This is a genomic window from Devosia chinhatensis (assembly GCF_000969445.1).
GTDB classification, from domain to species: domain Bacteria; phylum Pseudomonadota; class Alphaproteobacteria; order Rhizobiales; family Devosiaceae; genus Devosia; species Devosia chinhatensis.
Genome location: NZ_JZEY01000061.1, coordinates 1,049,282 through 1,064,046, shown reverse-complemented (window position 1 = coordinate 1,064,046; position 14,765 = coordinate 1,049,282). Strand labels below are relative to the sequence as shown.

The following is a 14,765-nucleotide window of genomic DNA, read 5'->3' as shown; positions in this document are numbered from 1 at the left end:
CTGTCCCCGTCGCCATCCAACGCACAATCGAGGAGCGGCCCATGCAGGACGTGATCATCATCGGCGGTTCGTTTGCGGGCCTCGCCGCCGCCATGCAGCTGGGCCGCGCACGTCGCAAGGTCACGGTGCTCGATACCGGGCTCAACCGGAACCGCTATGCCGAGGCGGCGCATAATATCCTGGGGCAGGACGGCGTGCCGCCGGGCGACATCCTCGCCAAAGCCCGGGCCCAGGTCGCCGCCTATCCGAGCGTGACGCTGGTTTCTGGCCGCGCAGACACGATCAGCGGCGAGGATGGCAATTTCACCATCACCACCGAGGATGGCCGCACGATCGGCGGGAAAAAGCTGATCCTGGCCTATGGCATCGTCGACGACTTCCCCGATATCGACGGCTTTGCCGCGTGCTGGGGCAAGACGGTCATCCATTGCCCGTTCTGCCATGGCTATGAGGTGGCAGGGCGCCCCTGGGGCCTGCTCTATTCATCGCCCATGTCGCTGCATGGACCGGTGCTCTACGCCAACTGGACCGATGACATCACGCTCATCCTGGACGGCAATGCCATTATCGACGCCGAGCGGCACAAGTTGGAACACCGCAAGGTGCGCATCGTCGAGGGCGGCATCAGGGCCATCAACCACCAGGATGGAAAGCTGGAGAGCCTGACACTCGACGATGGCAGCACGCTCAAACTGGCGGCGCTCTATGCCCATCCCCGAAACCGCCCTTCGGCGACGCTGCATGAACAGCTCGGGCTCGAGATGAAGGAGACGCCCACCGGCGAAATGGTCGCGGTCAAGGACATGCAGGCCACATCGCGCCCCGGCGTGTATGCCGCCGGGGACCTGTCCATGGCTATGCATTCGGTGACCTTCTCGGTCAATTCCGGATCGCTGGCGGCCATGGGCGCCCTGCACTCGCTGATGATGGACTGACGCCCAGCCGGTCCGGACTAGCGCAGCCAGCCCTGCGGGCGGGGATGAAGTTCCATCTGCCCGTTCTGGGTGGCCGCATCGATGGCCGCGATCTCTTCATCGGAGAGATCGAGATTATTGAGCACGCCCAGATTGTCCTTGAGCTGTTCGAGCGTGCGCACGCCGATCAGCGCCGAAGTCATCTCCTTGCGCCGCAGCACCCAGGACAGCGCCAGCTGCACCATGGACTGCCCCCGGGCACGGGCAATCTCGCCGACCTTGTCCACCGCCTCCAGAACGCGCGGCTCGATATGGCTGGCCCGCAGCGAGCCATTGGGGTTCTCGCCCCGCGTGCCTTGCATCTGGCCCGAATTGTACTTGCCCGAGAGCACGCCCTGGGCCAGCGGCGAGAAGGCAATGACGCCGATGCCCAGTTCGCCGCAGGCATCGATGGTCTTGTCGTTCTCGATCCAGCGGTTGATCATCGAATAGGAGGGCTGGTGGATGGTGGTGGCCACGCCCATGTCCTTGAGGATGCGATGGGCCTCGCGGGTCTGCTGCTCGGGATAGGAGGAAATGCCGACATAGAGCGCCTTGCCGGATTTGACGGCATGGGCCAGCGCGCCCATGGTTTCCTCGAGCGGGGTGTCGGGATCGTAGCGGTGGGAATAGAAGATATCGACATAGTCGAGCCCCATGCGCTGCAGCGACTGGTCGAGGCTGGCCAGGAGATATTTGCGGCTTCCCCATTCGCCATAGGGGCCGGGCCACATATTGTAGCCAGCCTTGGTGGAGATGATCATCTCGTCGCGATAGGGGCGGAAGTCGCGGGCCATGACCCGGCCGAACAGTTCTTCGGACGAGCCGGCGGGCGGACCGTAATTGTTGGCGAGGTCGAAATGGGTGACGCCCTGGTCAAAGGCATAGCCGAGGATTTCCATGGCACCCGGATAGTCCCGCGTGCCGCCGAAATTCTGCCAGAGGCCCAGGCTCACCACCGGCAGCTTGAGGCCCGATTGGCCGGAGCGACGATATTGCATGCTGTCATAGCGTGCGGGATCGGCCCGATAGGTCATGAAAAGTGCTCCCGATATGTTGGCTGCAACCGCCCGTGACGCCGGGACCGGTCTTTGCTATGAGCGTGGCAAATGAAAGCGCAAAGCTCATCCTCGATGTCCAGTCTGCCCCAGCCCGATCATCCAGACAAGGTGATGGCGCTCTATAAATTCGCCGCCCTGCCGGACGTGGAGGCGCTCAAGGCGCCACTGGCCGCCTTCTGCTGCGCGCGCGCCATAAAGGGCACGCTGATCCTCGCCCCCGAGGGGATCAACGGCACGGTTGCCGGAACACCGGAGGCCATCGATGCCCTGGCCGATTACCTCTTCGCGCATGGTCCGTTCGGCGACCGGCTCGCGGGGGCAGAGGTCAAGTATTCGTTTGCCGACAGCGCGCCGTTCCTGCGCATGAAGGTGCGGGTAAAGCCCGAGATCGTCACGCTGCGCGCGCCGCAGGTCGATCCCAACAGGCAGGTCGGCACCTATGTCGAGCCCGAGGACTGGAACGGGCTGATCGAGCGCAACGATGTCGTGCTGGTCGATACGCGCAACGATTATGAGGTGGGCCTGGGCACGTTCCAGCGCGCGCTCGACCCCAAGACCGCCAATTTCACCGAGTTCAAGGATTACGTGGCACGCCATCTCGATCCGGCGCGCGACAAGAAGGTGGCCATGTTCTGCACCGGCGGCATCCGCTGTGAAAAGGCCTCGTCCTACCTCCTCAGCCAGGGTTTTGAGGAAGTCTTCCACCTCAAGGGCGGGATCCTCAAATATCTCGAGGTGATCCCCGAGACACAAAGCCGCTTTTCGGGCGAATGCTTCGTGTTCGACGAGCGCGTCTCGGTCGGCCATGGGCTCGAGCCGGGCCATGCCAGCCTTTGCCGCGCCTGCCGGCATCCGCTGACCGAGAACGATCGGCAGCACGAGGATTACCATGAGGGGATTTCCTGCCCCTATTGCAAGGCCGACAAAGCCAAGCATGAAGCGGCCGCCGAGCGGCAGCGTCAGATGGAGCTGGCCCGCCAGCGCGGCCACGCCCATATGGGCGACGCCGCCGGGAGCGATGCCGAACGCCGCCGCCGGGAGAAAAAGGCTCGGGCCGAGCAATCCCGCCAAGCCAACAAAGCCTGATTTGCGTCGATCGCCGTATAGACTTTGCAAATGCCAGAGCACATAGAACGGTCAGACACGCCAAAGCGCATAAGCCTTTTCTATGGACCTCGACCAGCTCCGCACCTTTGACCGCATCGTTCGCGACCAGTCCTTCACCAAGGCTGCGGCCTATCTCAACATCACCCAGGCTACCGCCTCGATGCGCATCAGGGCGCTGGAACAGCTCCTGGGCGTGACCTTGTTCGTGCGGGGTCGCACAGTGACGCTCACCGACCAGGGCATGACCTTCCTGCCCTATGCGCGACGCATCATCGGCACGGCGCAGGAAGGCCGCGAGGCGTTGCGCCGGGTGGAGCGGGGGCGCGTCTCGATTGCCTCCCTGCGCACGCTGGTCTCCCCGCTCATCACCGAAAGCCTCATCCGCTTCCAGGAGCATTACCCATCCGTGGACGTTGTCGTGCGGGAGGGCCGGCAGGGCCAGATCGCGGCCATGCTGCATGAGCGCGAAGTGGAAATGGGCATACTCTGCTGGCCCAATATCGATCCGCTGGTGGTCGATCTCGAGCCTCTGGTCATTATGCGGGAGCGCGTGCCGCTGGTGGTGGCCGCCGATGTGGCGGCGCGCCTGTCGAGCCGGCCGGAGATCGCCGAGGTCCTGGCGCTGGTGCCGCGCGTCATCGCACTACGCTGGTGGCAGGCCGATCCCGAAACAGCGGCGGCGCTGGTGCGGCTGGCCAAAACCAGCGTCGAACTCCCCACCGGACCGGCGCGACGGCTGGCGATCAAGGGCGAGGGTCTGGGCTTTTTCGTCAATTCGGCCATTGCCGATGACGTCAAGGCAGGGCGGTTGGTCGAGATCGCCCCTGTCGATTTCGAGCCACTGCATCGCGACACCGCCATGGTGGTGCGCTCGCTTGCGGCCCTGGAACGACCGATGCTGGCCGACTTCATCCGCGAAATCGCCCTCGAATGCGCCAAGATGGGCGAGATCATCGACGATCGCCTCGACAAAGTGGTGCCGAGAAAGCCTTGGCCTAAACCAGCAATCCCGCATCCCTGACGGCGGGCAGGAAGGTGCGGCTGACCGGCACGAGCACCCCGGTTTCGAGTTCGAGTACCGGCTTGCCCCCGATCCTGCGTCCGCGCCGGACCGCATCGAGCGCCACCCAATGCGAGCGATGCACCTGAAGACCCCTGATCGGGGCCGTCTCGCGGATGGCGTCGGAAAGCCGCATCAGCACCAGCGTCGTGCCCCTGTCGGTGGTCACATCGACATAATGGTCGGAGACGGCGATATGGAGAAGTCGCCCGCGCTGCGGAAGCGGCAGACGATCTAGGAGGGCCGGCGCGGCGCCATCTGGCAGGCCTTCCACATCGTCGCTGCGGACGAGAACATGCACCGCGCTGGTGACGAGGGCCGCAATGGGGATCGTATAGGCCAAAAGCGCCCAGAGGCTCATCGCTTCGGTTCCCGTGCCGAAGACCATCCGGTTGAAAATCCAGACGCAGAGGGCAATGGGCAGGCCGGCCAGCGCACCGCCGACAAGGACCGCCACGAGGTCAGGCAGGCGCCCGCCGATGGCATGAAATACCCAGCGCTCGATCAGCAGGCAGAGCGCCGTCGTTCCCGTCACCACGGTCAGCCAATAGGCAAGGCGCGGCACGACGGGCATGTCGAACGTGCCGAACGGGCCGACCATGCCCATGATCAACCCGGTGGCCGCGAGCACGATCCAGGCCTGCGGACGGCGCGCCAGGTCCTGCAGTTCACGAAGCGCCAAATGCATGGATTGGGTGTTCACGAAAGCAGGGGGCCTTTGGCGAAGAAGGATTTGCGCGCGGTACTCTAGTGCGAAAGCTGGGCAGTACAAGACCAACGGAGCCCGCCAATGTCTCTCGAACCGCTGCTCAGCGCCTCGCCCACTATCCAGATCCATGCCTTTGCCGCCATGGGCGCCTTTGTGCTGGGTGGCATCGTCCTGTTCCGGCGCAAGGGCGATGGCCCGCATCGTCGGCTCGGGCGCTTCTGGGTGATCCTCATGCTCGTTACGGCGCTGAGTTCGCTGTTCATCTGGCAGACGCGAACGTTCGGCCTGTTCTCGCCGATCCACCTCCTGTCCCTCTTGACCCTGGGAAGCCTCTGGCTGGGTATCCTTTATGCCAGGCGCCGCAATATCAGGGCGCATATGGCGGTTATGCAATCGCTCTATCTCGGCGCGCTGGTGATCGCCGGCTGGTTCACCTTCATGCCCGGGCGGATCATGAATAAAGTGGTGTTCGGTCCGGATGGCGGTTCACCGCTGGCCAGCGCGGCGTTCCTCGCCACCAGCATCATCTTCGGCGCCGCTCTCGTATGGCTGGTGCGGCGCGCCAGCGGCCACTTCCGCCGGCCTCGCCCGGCCTAAGGGCAATCGTGCCAGAAGGCCAGCAACGTTGCCCGCCAAAGGTCCGTCGCATCGAGATTGGCGCAATGGCCGCCCTCGGGCAGGTCGACGATGCGCCAATTGGGGCGTCGGCGCAGTGTCTCGAGCTGGCCGAGCAGTGCGCGGTTCACTGCCCTGTCTCGCCCGCCCACCATAACCAGGCCGGGCCCGGCCCAGGCCCGCGCCGCTGCAAGCAGATCATAGCGGGTGATATGGCCGATCATGGCCGTGACGGCAGCGCCGTCATAGCGATTGAGCAGGGCCTCGACCAAGGGCCGCGCCGCGCGGTTGCGTGTGGTCGACCACGCTGTCATCCGCGCCATCGGGCCCCGCCCGGGGAAACGATCGATCGCGGGCATGAACGCGGCGGTCCATCGCGGCAGGCTCAGCGCCAGCGCCGTTCCGAAGAGAGATAGCGAGGCAAAACGCCCCGAATGGCTGGCGACCAGGGTCAGGCCGATAATGCCGCCCAGGGAATTGCCCACCCAATGTGCGCGGTCGATCCCAGCATGGTCGAGCATGTCAATCTGGTCCTGCGCCAGCCTTTCGAGGCCGTAGCCCGCGTCAGCGCCGGTTTGGGGAACGCCAGAGGCGCCGTGGCCACGCAGATCAGGCGCGATGACGCGAAACCCATGCTGGGCGAAAAACCGAGCATCGAGGGTAAACTGCTCGGCGCCCGCGCCCAGTCCATGGCAGAGGACCAGAGGGACACCATCGCGCGCGCCAACATCCCAATAGACGAGCGGCGTGCCATCGCTGGCCGTGAAACGTTGTACTTCCATGGGTGACGATATAGGGGAACACGGCGCGCGCAGCCAGTCTTCAGGCACTGCCGATCAGGATGCCGGCGGCAAAGACCAGGGCGCCGCCCAGGACCACCTGCAAAGCGGCACGCCAGAACGGGGTTTGCATGTAGCGCTGCTGAATGAAGGCAATGGCCCAGAGTTCGACCAGCACAACGAAGACGGCGACGCCGGTCGCGACCCGGAAATCGGCGATCAGGTAGGGCAAGGCGTGTCCCAGACCGCCAATGGTTGTCATGATGCCGGCAGCCAGGCCCCGGCGAATCGGCGAGCCCCGTCCGGTCAGCCGGCCATCGTCAGAGGCAGCTTCGGTAAAGCCCATGGAAATGCCCGCACCCACGGCGGCGGCGAGGCCCACGAGAAAGGTCTGGTGCGTATCGCCGGTGGCAAAGGCAGCGGCGAAAACCGGCGCCAGGGTCGAGACTGAACCGTCCATCAGCCCGGCCAGTCCCGGCTGGACATAGGTCAGGACAAACTGGCGATGCGCTTCACTGGCTTCCCGCTCGCGGCCAGGCCGGCCGAGAACCGTCTCGTCGATCTGGTCAGCGCGACGGGCGTGCCCTTTTTCGGCTGCGGCTAGATCGCCCAGAAGCTTGCGGATGGGCGCGTCGGTCACGAGAGCGGCAGCGGCGAGATAGAACCGATAGGCGCCTTCTTCCATCTCCCAGACCTGTTGGCGCGCCTGGTCGAGCGTCAGCGTCTTTTGCAGCCAGAGCGGCTTGCGGGTGAGAAAGCCGCGCACATGTTCGCGCCGGATCGGCACCAGATGGGTGCCGAAGCGCAGTACGTAGAGATCGAGCAGGCGCCGGCGGTGTTCGTCCTCCTCGGCTGCCATGCCCTCGAACAGGGCGGCGCTGCCGGGATAGGTCTCGCCCAGGCGGGTGGCATATTCGGAATAGATGCGCCCGTCTTCCTCTTCGGCGGCAATAGCCAGCGACAGAATTTCGCGCTCGGAAAGGGTCGAGAAATCGCGGCGATTATCGGGCCAGAGACGCAGCATGGCAGCCTCGAACTTTAGAATGATTCCAAACAATGCTTAGAACGATTCTAAGTTAGGTGCAATGAGAATCTGTGCTGCGACACTTTGGGTGCAGCCCATGGCGTGGTTGGCGCTTGTGGGTCGGTGCGCGTCGGGCTATTGGCCAGAGGACGAGGAGCCCGATGAACAACAGCCGGCGGACAATGATGCGCGAGATGGGAGCCGCTTTTGCGGTTCTGGCCATCTATGTGCTGACGTTGCTGTTGCCGCTGCATCAGGCCGCGGGATTGCAGCGCGATCTCAACGCCATCGGCTATTCGACGCTCGATGCCTGGTCGGTCTGCCAGCCCATGGCGCAGGACGAGAATGGCGATCCGGCTTCCGCTGCGGCCCTTACCTGCCCGGCCATGGGCATCGCCAAGCAGCAGCTGGCCGCAATCCTGCCGCCGGCCCTCGTCGTCGAGGTCCCCACCACCGCCGACATCATCCATTTTGCGCAGGCGCCCCCGGCGCAGAAGAGCGTGCGACCCGATCATTTCGGGCAATCGCGCGCGCCTCCCGTCACGGTCTGATTCATTTTCCTGGCGGCATGCCGCCTATCAGACCCTTTTTGACTGGAGATCATCCGATGATCCGCACTTTTGCCCGCGCCACACTGGCCGCAACCACCCTCTTTGCCTTGGCTGCCCCGGCCTTTGCCCATGCCACGCTCGAAGTCCAGGAGGCCGCGATCGGCTCCGGCTTCAAGGCCGTGCTGCGGGTACCCCATGGCTGCGGCACCGAAGCCACCCATACCGTCCGCATCCAGATCCCCGAGGGCTTCTTCTCGGTCAAGCCGATGCCCAAGGCCGGCTGGGACCTCGAAACCGTCACCGGCCCCTATCAGAACACCTATCTCAACCACGGCACGGAGGTGGCCGAGGGCGTCAAGGAAATCGTCTGGTCCAACGGCAATTTGCCCAACGAATGGTATGACGAATTCGTCTTCCGGGGCACCTTTGCCGACACGCTCGAGCCAGGGAAATTCTACTTCCCGGCCATCCAGGAATGCGCCAATGGCGAGGAAGCCTGGATCGACACCGACGAAACCGGCGACATGCCCGCACCCAGCCTGACTCTGGTCCCTGCCGCGAGCGGCGCCGGTCACTAGGACCCGGTCAGGGCGGGGCCGCTGCGCCCCGCCCGCACGCCCCTTGAGCACAGGAGAAGCCGATGATTGCCGTCGTCGCCCGCCTTGTCGCGCCTCTGTTCGCCCTGGCCTTCATGCTGGCCGGCGCGGTGCCGGTGCTGGCGCATGCACAGATGCTCTCGAGCGTGCCTGCGGCCAATGCCATGCTCGCACAGGCACCCGCAGAGGTCAGCCTCGTCTTCAACGAGCCGGTCAGCCCGCTGGTCATCACCCTGATCGGCCCCGGCGGCGACAGTCTTGACCTGACCGCCACGACCATGGGCGGAGAGACGGTCGTCGTGCCTCTGCCGGCCGAAGTCGACGAAGGCACGCATGTCCTCAGCTGGCGGGTGGTGTCGGTCGATGCCCACCCGGTCGCTGGGTCCGTGGTCTTTTCCATCGGCAGCCAGAGCGGAACGGTTCCGGACATTGCCGCCGCCTCGCTCGCCACCAGCATCCTGCTCTGGGCCAGCAAGACTGCCTTGTTCGCGACCCTGTTTCTGGGGCTGGGCACGGCAATCTTTGCCCTTGCCGCGCCCTTGCCGGATCAAGCCCGCAGGCTGGCTGGCGCAGTCAATCTTCTCGGCCTCGTCGTGGCACCCGTCAGTCTTGGCCTTCACGGCGCCGATGCGCTGGGCGTGACCCCCATGGGCTTGTTCTCGCCCGATGCCTGGGTGACGGGCTATGCCACGCGCTATGGCCTGACGACGATGCTGCTGGTTGCGGCGCTGCTGTTTGGTCTGATCTCGCTCCATCGCTTTCGCGTCCTGGCCCTGATCGGCTGGGGACTGGCTGCGCTGGCGCTGGCGCTGAGCGGCCATGCCGGAGCTGCCGAGCCGCAATGGCTGACCCGCATTGCAGTAGTCCTTCATATTGCCGGCATCCTGTTCTGGATCGGCGCGCTGTTGCCGCTCTCGATCTGGCTGCGCGAACAAAGCCATGCGGCTGACCGGGCGCTGCGGCAATTCTCGCGCTTCATCCCCTTTGCCGTCGCGCCGATCCTGATTTCGGGCGGGGTGCTGGCCGCTGTCCAGATGGGGCCGCCCGGCCCGGCCTGGCTTGCCCCTTATGGCGTCATTCTTGCGGCCAAGCTGGGCCTGATGATCGCGCTTCTGGGTCTGGCGGTGTGGAACCGCTTCCGCCTGACCCATCCCGCGCTTGAGGGCACAATTCGGGCGCGCGGCCAATTGCGCAAGGCCATCCTTCTCGAGATCGGGCTGGTCCTTATTATCTTCGCGCTTGCCGCGGGCTGGCGGTTTACCCCGCCGCCGCGTGCCATCGCAGCGGCGGCAGTTTCGGCCGAAGAGGCGTCAGCCCCGCTTTATGCGCATGCCATGGATCAAGAGGTCATGGCTGACCTCGTGATCACGCCGGGCCGCGCCGGCCCTGTCGCCATCGATATCGGCCTCACCGACCTCCTCGGCGCCCCGGTCGAACCCTTGACTGTCGAATTGACCCTGTCGGCACCGGAACTGGGAATCGAACCGATCAAGGTGCCTGCAACGCTCCGTGACGGGCTCTGGCGCGTCGAGGGGCAAACCATTCCGCTCCCGGGACCCTGGGATTTCACTCTTGATTTGCGCCTGGATCGGTTCACGCTGGCGCGTGTCCGCACCCAGATTATTCTGCCTTGAAAGGACAGACCATGACCCGATATCGTTTCGCCGTCGCCCTCACCTTCGCTGCCGCCGCAGCCTTGGCGCCCGGCCTGCCCGCCTGGGCCCAGGCCACTGCGAGCCATGCCGACGCCCCCCTGCAGGACGCAGCACCGGTCACTATCGGTGCGATCGAGATTTCAGGTGCCTTCACCCGCGCCACCTTGCCCAATGCGCCGGTGGCGGGCGGCTTCATGACCATCACCAATACCGGCACCGAGGACGATCGCCTGGTCGGTGTCGAAACCGGCATCGCCAAGGAAGGCCAAATTCACGAAATGGCCATGGAGGGCGATGTGATGAAAATGCGCCAGCTTACCGATGGCCTTCTGATCCCGGCCGGTGAAAGCGTGTCGCTGGCGCCGGGCGGCTATCACCTCATGTTCATGGGCCTCAACGCCGCTATTGCCGAGGGAGACGCGGTGCCGGTGACGCTCATTTTCGAGAAGGCGGGCACAATCACCCTGGACCTGATGGCCGGCGGCACGGCCGCGTCGCAGGCCATGGGGCACTAACAAATGCGCCTTTTGCATCTGCGCACGGCGCTCTGGTCGCTCGTGGCAGTGGCGGCTCTCTCCGCCACCGGGCTCTATGCCTATACGACAATGGTCCGGCCCACTTCGGTGGCCGGGCTGGGGCAAGGGGATTACCGGCTGCAAACCGCGGACGGGGAAACCTTTACCCGCGACAGCCTCACGGGCAGCCCGTCCATGCTGTTCTTCGGCTTTACCCATTGCCCGGAAGTCTGCCCCACCTCGCTGGCCGAGATGACGAGCTGGTATGACCGGCTGGGCGCTGAAGCCCGGGACCTCAAGGCCTATTTCGTCACTGTCGACCCCGAGCGCGACACGGCCGAGATCATCGGCGACTACGTGTCGTGGACGAGCCATGTGACCGGCCTCACCGGCTCGCCGGAAGAGGTCGAAAAGGCCGCCAAGGCCTGGGCGGTATATTACGAAAAAGTGCCGCTCGAAGGAGGCGATTACACCATGGACCATACCGCCTCGGTGTTCCTGCTCGACCGCAATGGCGACTTCCAGGGCACTATAGCCTATCGCGAAAGCAGCGACACGGCGATCGCCAAGCTCCGCCGGTTGATCGGAAGCTAGGCACGCAGGCGCTGCCGGGCCTGGCGGCTCAGGCCCCCAGAAACCGCCCCATGCGGAAGGGGTGCACGTCGATGGCAGTGTCTTCGTGCGTCATCATCTGGGCGAGAAGCTCCCCGGTTGCCGGCCCGAGCGTAAAGCCGTGATGGGCATGGCCGATGCCCACATATAACCCGGCATGGCCAGGAGCCTGGGAAATAATCGGCATCATGTCGGGGGTGCAGGGACGCGCCCCCTTCCACGGCTGGGGGTCGAGCCGGGCACCGAGCGGAAAAAGCTCGCGCGCCGCCTTTTCGGCCTTGGCCAGCTGGATGGGTGTCGGCGCGGCATCGCGGAGCGAAAATTCGGCGCCGGTGGTGATGCGAATGCCCGCGGCCATGGGTGCCATGGCATATCCGACCTCGGGGTCGAGCAGCAGGTGACGCAGAGCGGCGTCATCGGCAGCGGCATAATGCATGTGATAGCCGCGCTTGACGAATAGCGGCAGGCGATAGCCCAGCGGTTCGAGCACATCGGGCGCCCAGGGGCCGAGCGCAATGACGGCCTGCCGGGCGCGCAGGGCTTGCCCATCGACCCGGGTGATCCAATTCGCGCCGTCCTGGCGCAAGCCGTCGGCCGCGCCGTGCACGAAGGTGCCGCCCAGCTTTTCGAAGAGGCCGAAGTAAAGACCCACCAGCGCGCCGGGGTCCTTCACGGTCCAGGGATCGGTCCAGTGGATGGCGCCGACCAGCTTGCCCAGCAGATTGGGCTCGGCTGCCTTGAGCGCTGGCCAATCGAGCGCTTTGTAGCCGATGCCGAACTGTTCGTGGTCGCCCTGGGCCTTGCGGATTTCCTTTTCGAACTTGTCCTGGCTGCGAAAGGCAAGATGCCAGCCATAGCGGGAAATCAGCGCGTCCGCCTCTGGCCCCACGGCCTTGATGAGATCGTCGTGGGTCAGGATGGAGCGTCCGATCAGCGGCGCATAGGATTGCACGACCTTGCGATAATGGTCGGGGGACGATTCCCACCAATAGCGCAAGAGCGGTGGCGCCAGCTTGGGCAGCGCCAGCGGTTCATAGCGGGCAGCCGTGGACAGGTGCAGCCCCACCTGCAACAGGGTCTGCAAGTCGCGGGGGAAAGCATGGGGGCGCACGCCTTCGCGCTGGATGATGCCGGCATTTCCGAAACTGGTTTCCCGGCCCGGCGCGCTCTTGTCGACAAGGGTGACGCTGCGCCCGCGCCGCAACAGGTGGATGCCCGTCGCGATCCCGACAATGCCAGCGCCCAGAATGATGACGTCGTCCATGCTGCCCTCGCCTCTTTGCTTTGCAGTCTAGCAGAGCACAGGCGGCAGTTTTCGTCTATCTGCGGCGCTCACGCCCAGATTCTGGGATGAACGCAGCGCCACCTGCCGAATAAGCACAATAAATTTGCAGAAATACACCAACTGGCAGGACGGAATGCGCTTGCTAATCCGCAGCCTGAAACCGGTACCCACGGGCGCTGGCGGCCGTTTCGGCAGCGAGCCAGTCGCGGAACAGCTTGAGCTTGTGGCTTTCCCGGCGGCCCTGCGCAACGGCGAGGTAATAGCCGCGCGGACTGCGCACCGGATGCTCGAAAGGCCGCACAAGCCGCCCGTCGCTGACCGCATCGGCACTCATCATATCGGCGGCCAGCAGCACGCCCTGCCCATCGATGGCCGCATCGAAGGCCAGGGAAGCATCGGAATAGTGTGGACCGGAAAGCTTCATCTTCGGATCAACCCCGGCGCTGGAGAGCCAGTTGGGCCAGTCCAGCATGGAGGTATTGTCGGCAATAACCGGCACCCCGGCCAGATGCGCGGGCGTCGACAGGCGCTCCAGCAATAGCGGCGAGCAGACAGGCTGGTACTCTTGCCCGCCGATCAGGCTGGACCGGGTGCCCGGCCAGTGGCCATCTCCGTAGCGGATCCCGCAATCGATGTCGGGCCGCGACAGGTCCACCATTTCCGCGGTGACGTTGAGGCGCACTTCCAGCCCCTGCGGCAGGGTGGCGAATTTGCGCACGCGCCAGATCAGCCAGCGTGACGCGAAGACGCTGCCCACCGTGACATTGAGGACGCTGTCATGGGCGCCGTTCAGGCCGGCCAGTCCCTCTTGCGATTGGCCGAACCCGCCCGAAAGCAGCGGCAGCACGGCGAGCAGGGCCGGCAGGGGGCGCAGGCCCTGTGGCGTACGGGCGAAGAGTTCGACGCCCAGCCGCTCCTCGGCGCGGCGCAAATGCTGGCTGACGGCCCCGACTGTTACGCCCAGTTCCTCGGCCGCCGGCGCCAGCGCCCCGCGCCGGGCCACGATCTCGATGGCCCGCAGCGCGTTGAGGGGAATGGGAAAGCTCTTGCTCATATAGATTTTCTATAATGAGGCGGATAAGGTTGTCCATTGCCCGATTGGGGTGCGCGGCGCATGGTCAGATCATTCCCGAACTCATTCACCGGAGACAGAAATGTCCTTGCTCCGCCGCCTTTTGGCGCGGCTGCGCCCCGTGCCGCGCCCACATACCTTGCCGCATCCGGACTGCCTCGCCCTCCGCGACTGGGCCGATCTGCCCGTGCATCATCCCCGATAAAATCAGGTCCGCCAACGTCACTCGCAAATTCGCGCCGTGCAGGCCTGACCGTGACAGCCGAGATCGAGGTGCAAATGATCCTCGTGCTCGGCATTGGCTTCGGGCCCCAGAACGGTGGTGAAGCGTGCGCAGGCCGCGCCATGGGCCTGGCGCAAGAGCCTGCCTTCAGGCGCCGAGGCGGGGAGCCAGTCGGCTTCGACAGCAATGTTCGTGCCGTCTTCCAGGGTGAAGCCGACCACATCGAGGGCATTGGCAAAGCCGTGCTCGGAGACAAAGCTCTCGTCGCCGCCATTGCGATTGCGGCACATCATCGAGGTGCCGGTATTGAGCGTGGTGACGGGTGTCTTGAGCGCGGCCGTCGCATAGGCATCCACCTCGGCCACCCAGTCGGCCAGCGCGTCGGCCATGGCGCAATTGGTCGTGACGGGGCTCGAAAAGCCGATCTCATGCCCATTGGCGCTGACGGCGTTTACCGAGAGCGGCGACCGCTCTTCGCAAATGCCCTCGGTTATGGGCGGCAGCATCTCGCCCACCACACGGCCCGAGAGCAGGGCGGGGCAAGCGGTCTGATAGACGCGGTCCGGCTCGGCACTGGCTGACGGCTCGACAACGCCGGAGGCTGGGGCCGCCGTGTCGGGTTCGGGCTCGGCGGCGATCTCGGCCTCCTGTGCGTCCTCGGGCCGGGGTCTTGGCAGAGGCGGCGCATCGGTCGGCTCCTCCGCTTCGGCTCCAGGCCGTTCGGCTGCAGGCGTGGGCGGCACGGGCCGCACCGGCTCAGGCGCCGGACGCGGGGCGGCGCGCTGAGGCACGAGCTCTTCCACCAGGTCCTGAAGAGGCTGAAAAATATCCTGCGCAGCCAGAGGCGGGGCCGCAGCGAGAAGGATGGCGAGGGCAAAGGACATGGCGCGCATGACCTCTGCAACGCGGTGTGCCCGTCCACCGTTGCGCAAAAGCCCCGTTAAGCCT

Annotated in this window: 16 protein-coding genes; 9 read left to right on the top strand and 7 right to left on the bottom strand. The window is 65.1% G+C overall.

Annotated elements, in window-relative coordinates; genetic code table 11:
- The first annotated feature begins 41 nt into the window (after positions 1 to 41).
- Positions 42 to 935 (top strand): NAD(P)/FAD-dependent oxidoreductase, encoded by an 894-nt coding sequence (locus tag VE26_RS15595; RefSeq protein ID WP_046106037.1) that lies wholly within the window; start codon positions 42 to 44, stop codon positions 933 to 935.
- A gap of 17 nt (positions 936 to 952) precedes the next feature.
- Here VE26_RS15595 and VE26_RS15590 read toward each other — a convergent pair whose 3' ends face one another.
- On the bottom strand, positions 953 to 1,990 hold the full coding sequence (locus tag VE26_RS15590) for an aldo/keto reductase (RefSeq protein ID WP_046106036.1): 1,038 nt from the start codon (positions 1,988 to 1,990) through the stop codon (positions 953 to 955).
- 72 nt (positions 1,991 to 2,062) lie between these two features.
- Here VE26_RS15590 and trhO point away from each other — a divergent pair, with 72 nt between their 5' ends.
- Positions 2,063 to 3,100 carry an oxygen-dependent tRNA uridine(34) hydroxylase TrhO gene (gene trhO, locus VE26_RS15585; RefSeq protein WP_244465714.1) on the top strand — a complete coding sequence of 346 codons (1,038 nt, stop codon included), beginning with the start codon at positions 2,063 to 2,065 and terminating at the stop codon, positions 3,098 to 3,100.
- 82 nt (positions 3,101 to 3,182) lie between these two features.
- Positions 3,183 to 4,142 (top strand): LysR family transcriptional regulator, encoded by a 960-nt coding sequence (locus VE26_RS15580; protein WP_046106035.1) that lies wholly within the window; start codon positions 3,183 to 3,185, stop codon positions 4,140 to 4,142.
- Here VE26_RS15580 and VE26_RS15575 read toward each other — a convergent pair.
- Positions 4,117 to 4,869 (bottom strand): LytTR family DNA-binding domain-containing protein, encoded by a 753-nt coding sequence (locus VE26_RS15575; protein ID WP_046106034.1) that lies wholly within the window; start codon positions 4,867 to 4,869, stop codon positions 4,117 to 4,119. The genes VE26_RS15580 and VE26_RS15575 overlap by 26 nt on opposite strands.
- A 102-nt stretch (positions 4,870 to 4,971) precedes the next feature.
- On the opposite strand from VE26_RS15575, the gene VE26_RS15570 reads away from it, so the two are divergent.
- Positions 4,972 to 5,487, top strand: coding sequence for a DUF2306 domain-containing protein (locus VE26_RS15570; protein ID WP_046106033.1), 516 nt, complete (start codon positions 4,972 to 4,974; stop codon positions 5,485 to 5,487).
- On the opposite strand, the gene VE26_RS17255 is transcribed toward VE26_RS15570, so the two are convergent.
- Together VE26_RS17255 and mbfA are read right to left on the bottom strand one after the other, a co-directional pair.
- Positions 5,484 to 6,287 (bottom strand): alpha/beta fold hydrolase, encoded by an 804-nt coding sequence (locus tag VE26_RS17255; RefSeq protein WP_052715959.1) that lies wholly within the window; start codon positions 6,285 to 6,287, stop codon positions 5,484 to 5,486. The genes VE26_RS15570 and VE26_RS17255 overlap by 4 nt on opposite strands.
- A gap of 40 nt (positions 6,288 to 6,327) precedes the next feature.
- Positions 6,328 to 7,308 carry an iron exporter MbfA gene (gene mbfA, locus VE26_RS15560; RefSeq protein WP_046106449.1) on the bottom strand — a complete coding sequence of 327 codons (981 nt, stop codon included), beginning with the start codon at positions 7,306 to 7,308 and terminating at the stop codon, positions 6,328 to 6,330.
- Between the two features lie 161 nt (positions 7,309 to 7,469).
- Here mbfA and VE26_RS15555 point away from each other — a divergent pair, with 161 nt between their 5' ends.
- The 5 genes from VE26_RS15555 (at position 7,470) to VE26_RS15535 (ending at position 11,219) form a co-directional block, all read left to right on the top strand.
- Positions 7,470 to 7,859 carry a hypothetical protein gene (locus tag VE26_RS15555; RefSeq protein ID WP_046106032.1) on the top strand — a complete coding sequence of 130 codons (390 nt, stop codon included), beginning with the start codon at positions 7,470 to 7,472 and terminating at the stop codon, positions 7,857 to 7,859.
- A 56-nt stretch (positions 7,860 to 7,915) separates the two neighbouring features.
- Complete coding sequence (locus VE26_RS15550) at positions 7,916 to 8,437, top strand: YcnI family copper-binding membrane protein (RefSeq protein WP_046106031.1); 522 nt, start codon at positions 7,916 to 7,918, stop codon at positions 8,435 to 8,437.
- 62 nt (positions 8,438 to 8,499) lie between these two features.
- Complete coding sequence (locus VE26_RS15545; RefSeq protein ID WP_046106030.1) at positions 8,500 to 10,089, top strand: copper resistance CopC/CopD family protein; 1,590 nt, start codon at positions 8,500 to 8,502, stop codon at positions 10,087 to 10,089.
- A gap of 11 nt (positions 10,090 to 10,100) precedes the next feature.
- A complete protein-coding gene (locus tag VE26_RS15540) occupies positions 10,101 to 10,625 on the top strand; it encodes a copper chaperone PCu(A)C (RefSeq protein WP_052715958.1) in 525 nt (174 codons plus the stop codon).
- A gap of 3 nt (positions 10,626 to 10,628) precedes the next feature.
- Positions 10,629 to 11,219, top strand: coding sequence for an SCO family protein (locus tag VE26_RS15535; RefSeq protein WP_046106029.1), 591 nt, complete (start codon positions 10,629 to 10,631; stop codon positions 11,217 to 11,219).
- A gap of 28 nt (positions 11,220 to 11,247) precedes the next feature.
- Here the strand turns inward: VE26_RS15535 and VE26_RS15530 are convergent, their stop codons facing one another.
- The 3 genes from VE26_RS15530 to VE26_RS15520 all read right to left on the bottom strand — a co-directional run bounded on the left by VE26_RS15530 (position 11,248) and on the right by VE26_RS15520 (position 14,710).
- Positions 11,248 to 12,501, bottom strand: coding sequence for an NAD(P)/FAD-dependent oxidoreductase (locus VE26_RS15530; RefSeq protein WP_046106028.1), 1,254 nt, complete (start codon positions 12,499 to 12,501; stop codon positions 11,248 to 11,250).
- Between the two features lie 163 nt (positions 12,502 to 12,664).
- Positions 12,665 to 13,576: a LysR substrate-binding domain-containing protein gene (locus tag VE26_RS15525; protein WP_046106027.1), complete on the bottom strand. Its 912-nt coding sequence runs from the start codon at positions 13,574 to 13,576 to the stop codon at positions 12,665 to 12,667.
- Between the two features lie 240 nt (positions 13,577 to 13,816).
- Positions 13,817 to 14,710 carry an extensin family protein gene (locus VE26_RS15520; RefSeq protein WP_052715957.1) on the bottom strand — a complete coding sequence of 298 codons (894 nt, stop codon included), beginning with the start codon at positions 14,708 to 14,710 and terminating at the stop codon, positions 13,817 to 13,819.
- Positions 14,711 to 14,765 lie beyond the last annotated feature (55 nt).

Coding starts and splice junctions, on each gene's coding strand:
- VE26_RS15595 (WP_046106037.1), top strand. CDS start 42: ATGCAGGACGTGATCATCATCGGCGGTTCGTTTGCGGGCCTCGCCGCC.
- VE26_RS15590 (WP_046106036.1), bottom strand. CDS start 1,990: ATGACCTATCGGGCCGATCCCGCACGCTATGACAGCATGCAATATCGT.
- trhO (WP_244465714.1), top strand. CDS start 2,063: ATGAAAGCGCAAAGCTCATCCTCGATGTCCAGTCTGCCCCAGCCCGAT.
- VE26_RS15580 (WP_046106035.1), top strand. CDS start 3,183: ATGGACCTCGACCAGCTCCGCACCTTTGACCGCATCGTTCGCGACCAG.
- VE26_RS15575 (WP_046106034.1), bottom strand. CDS start 4,869: ATGCATTTGGCGCTTCGTGAACTGCAGGACCTGGCGCGCCGTCCGCAG.
- VE26_RS15570 (WP_046106033.1), top strand. CDS start 4,972: ATGTCTCTCGAACCGCTGCTCAGCGCCTCGCCCACTATCCAGATCCAT.
- VE26_RS17255 (WP_052715959.1), bottom strand. CDS start 6,287: ATGGAAGTACAACGTTTCACGGCCAGCGATGGCACGCCGCTCGTCTAT.
- mbfA (WP_046106449.1), bottom strand. CDS start 7,308: ATGCTGCGTCTCTGGCCCGATAATCGCCGCGATTTCTCGACCCTTTCC.
- VE26_RS15555 (WP_046106032.1), top strand. CDS start 7,470: ATGAACAACAGCCGGCGGACAATGATGCGCGAGATGGGAGCCGCTTTT.
- VE26_RS15550 (WP_046106031.1), top strand. CDS start 7,916: ATGATCCGCACTTTTGCCCGCGCCACACTGGCCGCAACCACCCTCTTT.
- VE26_RS15545 (WP_046106030.1), top strand. CDS start 8,500: ATGATTGCCGTCGTCGCCCGCCTTGTCGCGCCTCTGTTCGCCCTGGCC.
- VE26_RS15540 (WP_052715958.1), top strand. CDS start 10,101: ATGACCCGATATCGTTTCGCCGTCGCCCTCACCTTCGCTGCCGCCGCA.
- VE26_RS15535 (WP_046106029.1), top strand. CDS start 10,629: ATGCGCCTTTTGCATCTGCGCACGGCGCTCTGGTCGCTCGTGGCAGTG.
- VE26_RS15530 (WP_046106028.1), bottom strand. CDS start 12,501: ATGGACGACGTCATCATTCTGGGCGCTGGCATTGTCGGGATCGCGACG.
- VE26_RS15525 (WP_046106027.1), bottom strand. CDS start 13,576: ATGAGCAAGAGCTTTCCCATTCCCCTCAACGCGCTGCGGGCCATCGAG.
- VE26_RS15520 (WP_052715957.1), bottom strand. CDS start 14,710: ATGCGCGCCATGTCCTTTGCCCTCGCCATCCTTCTCGCTGCGGCCCCG.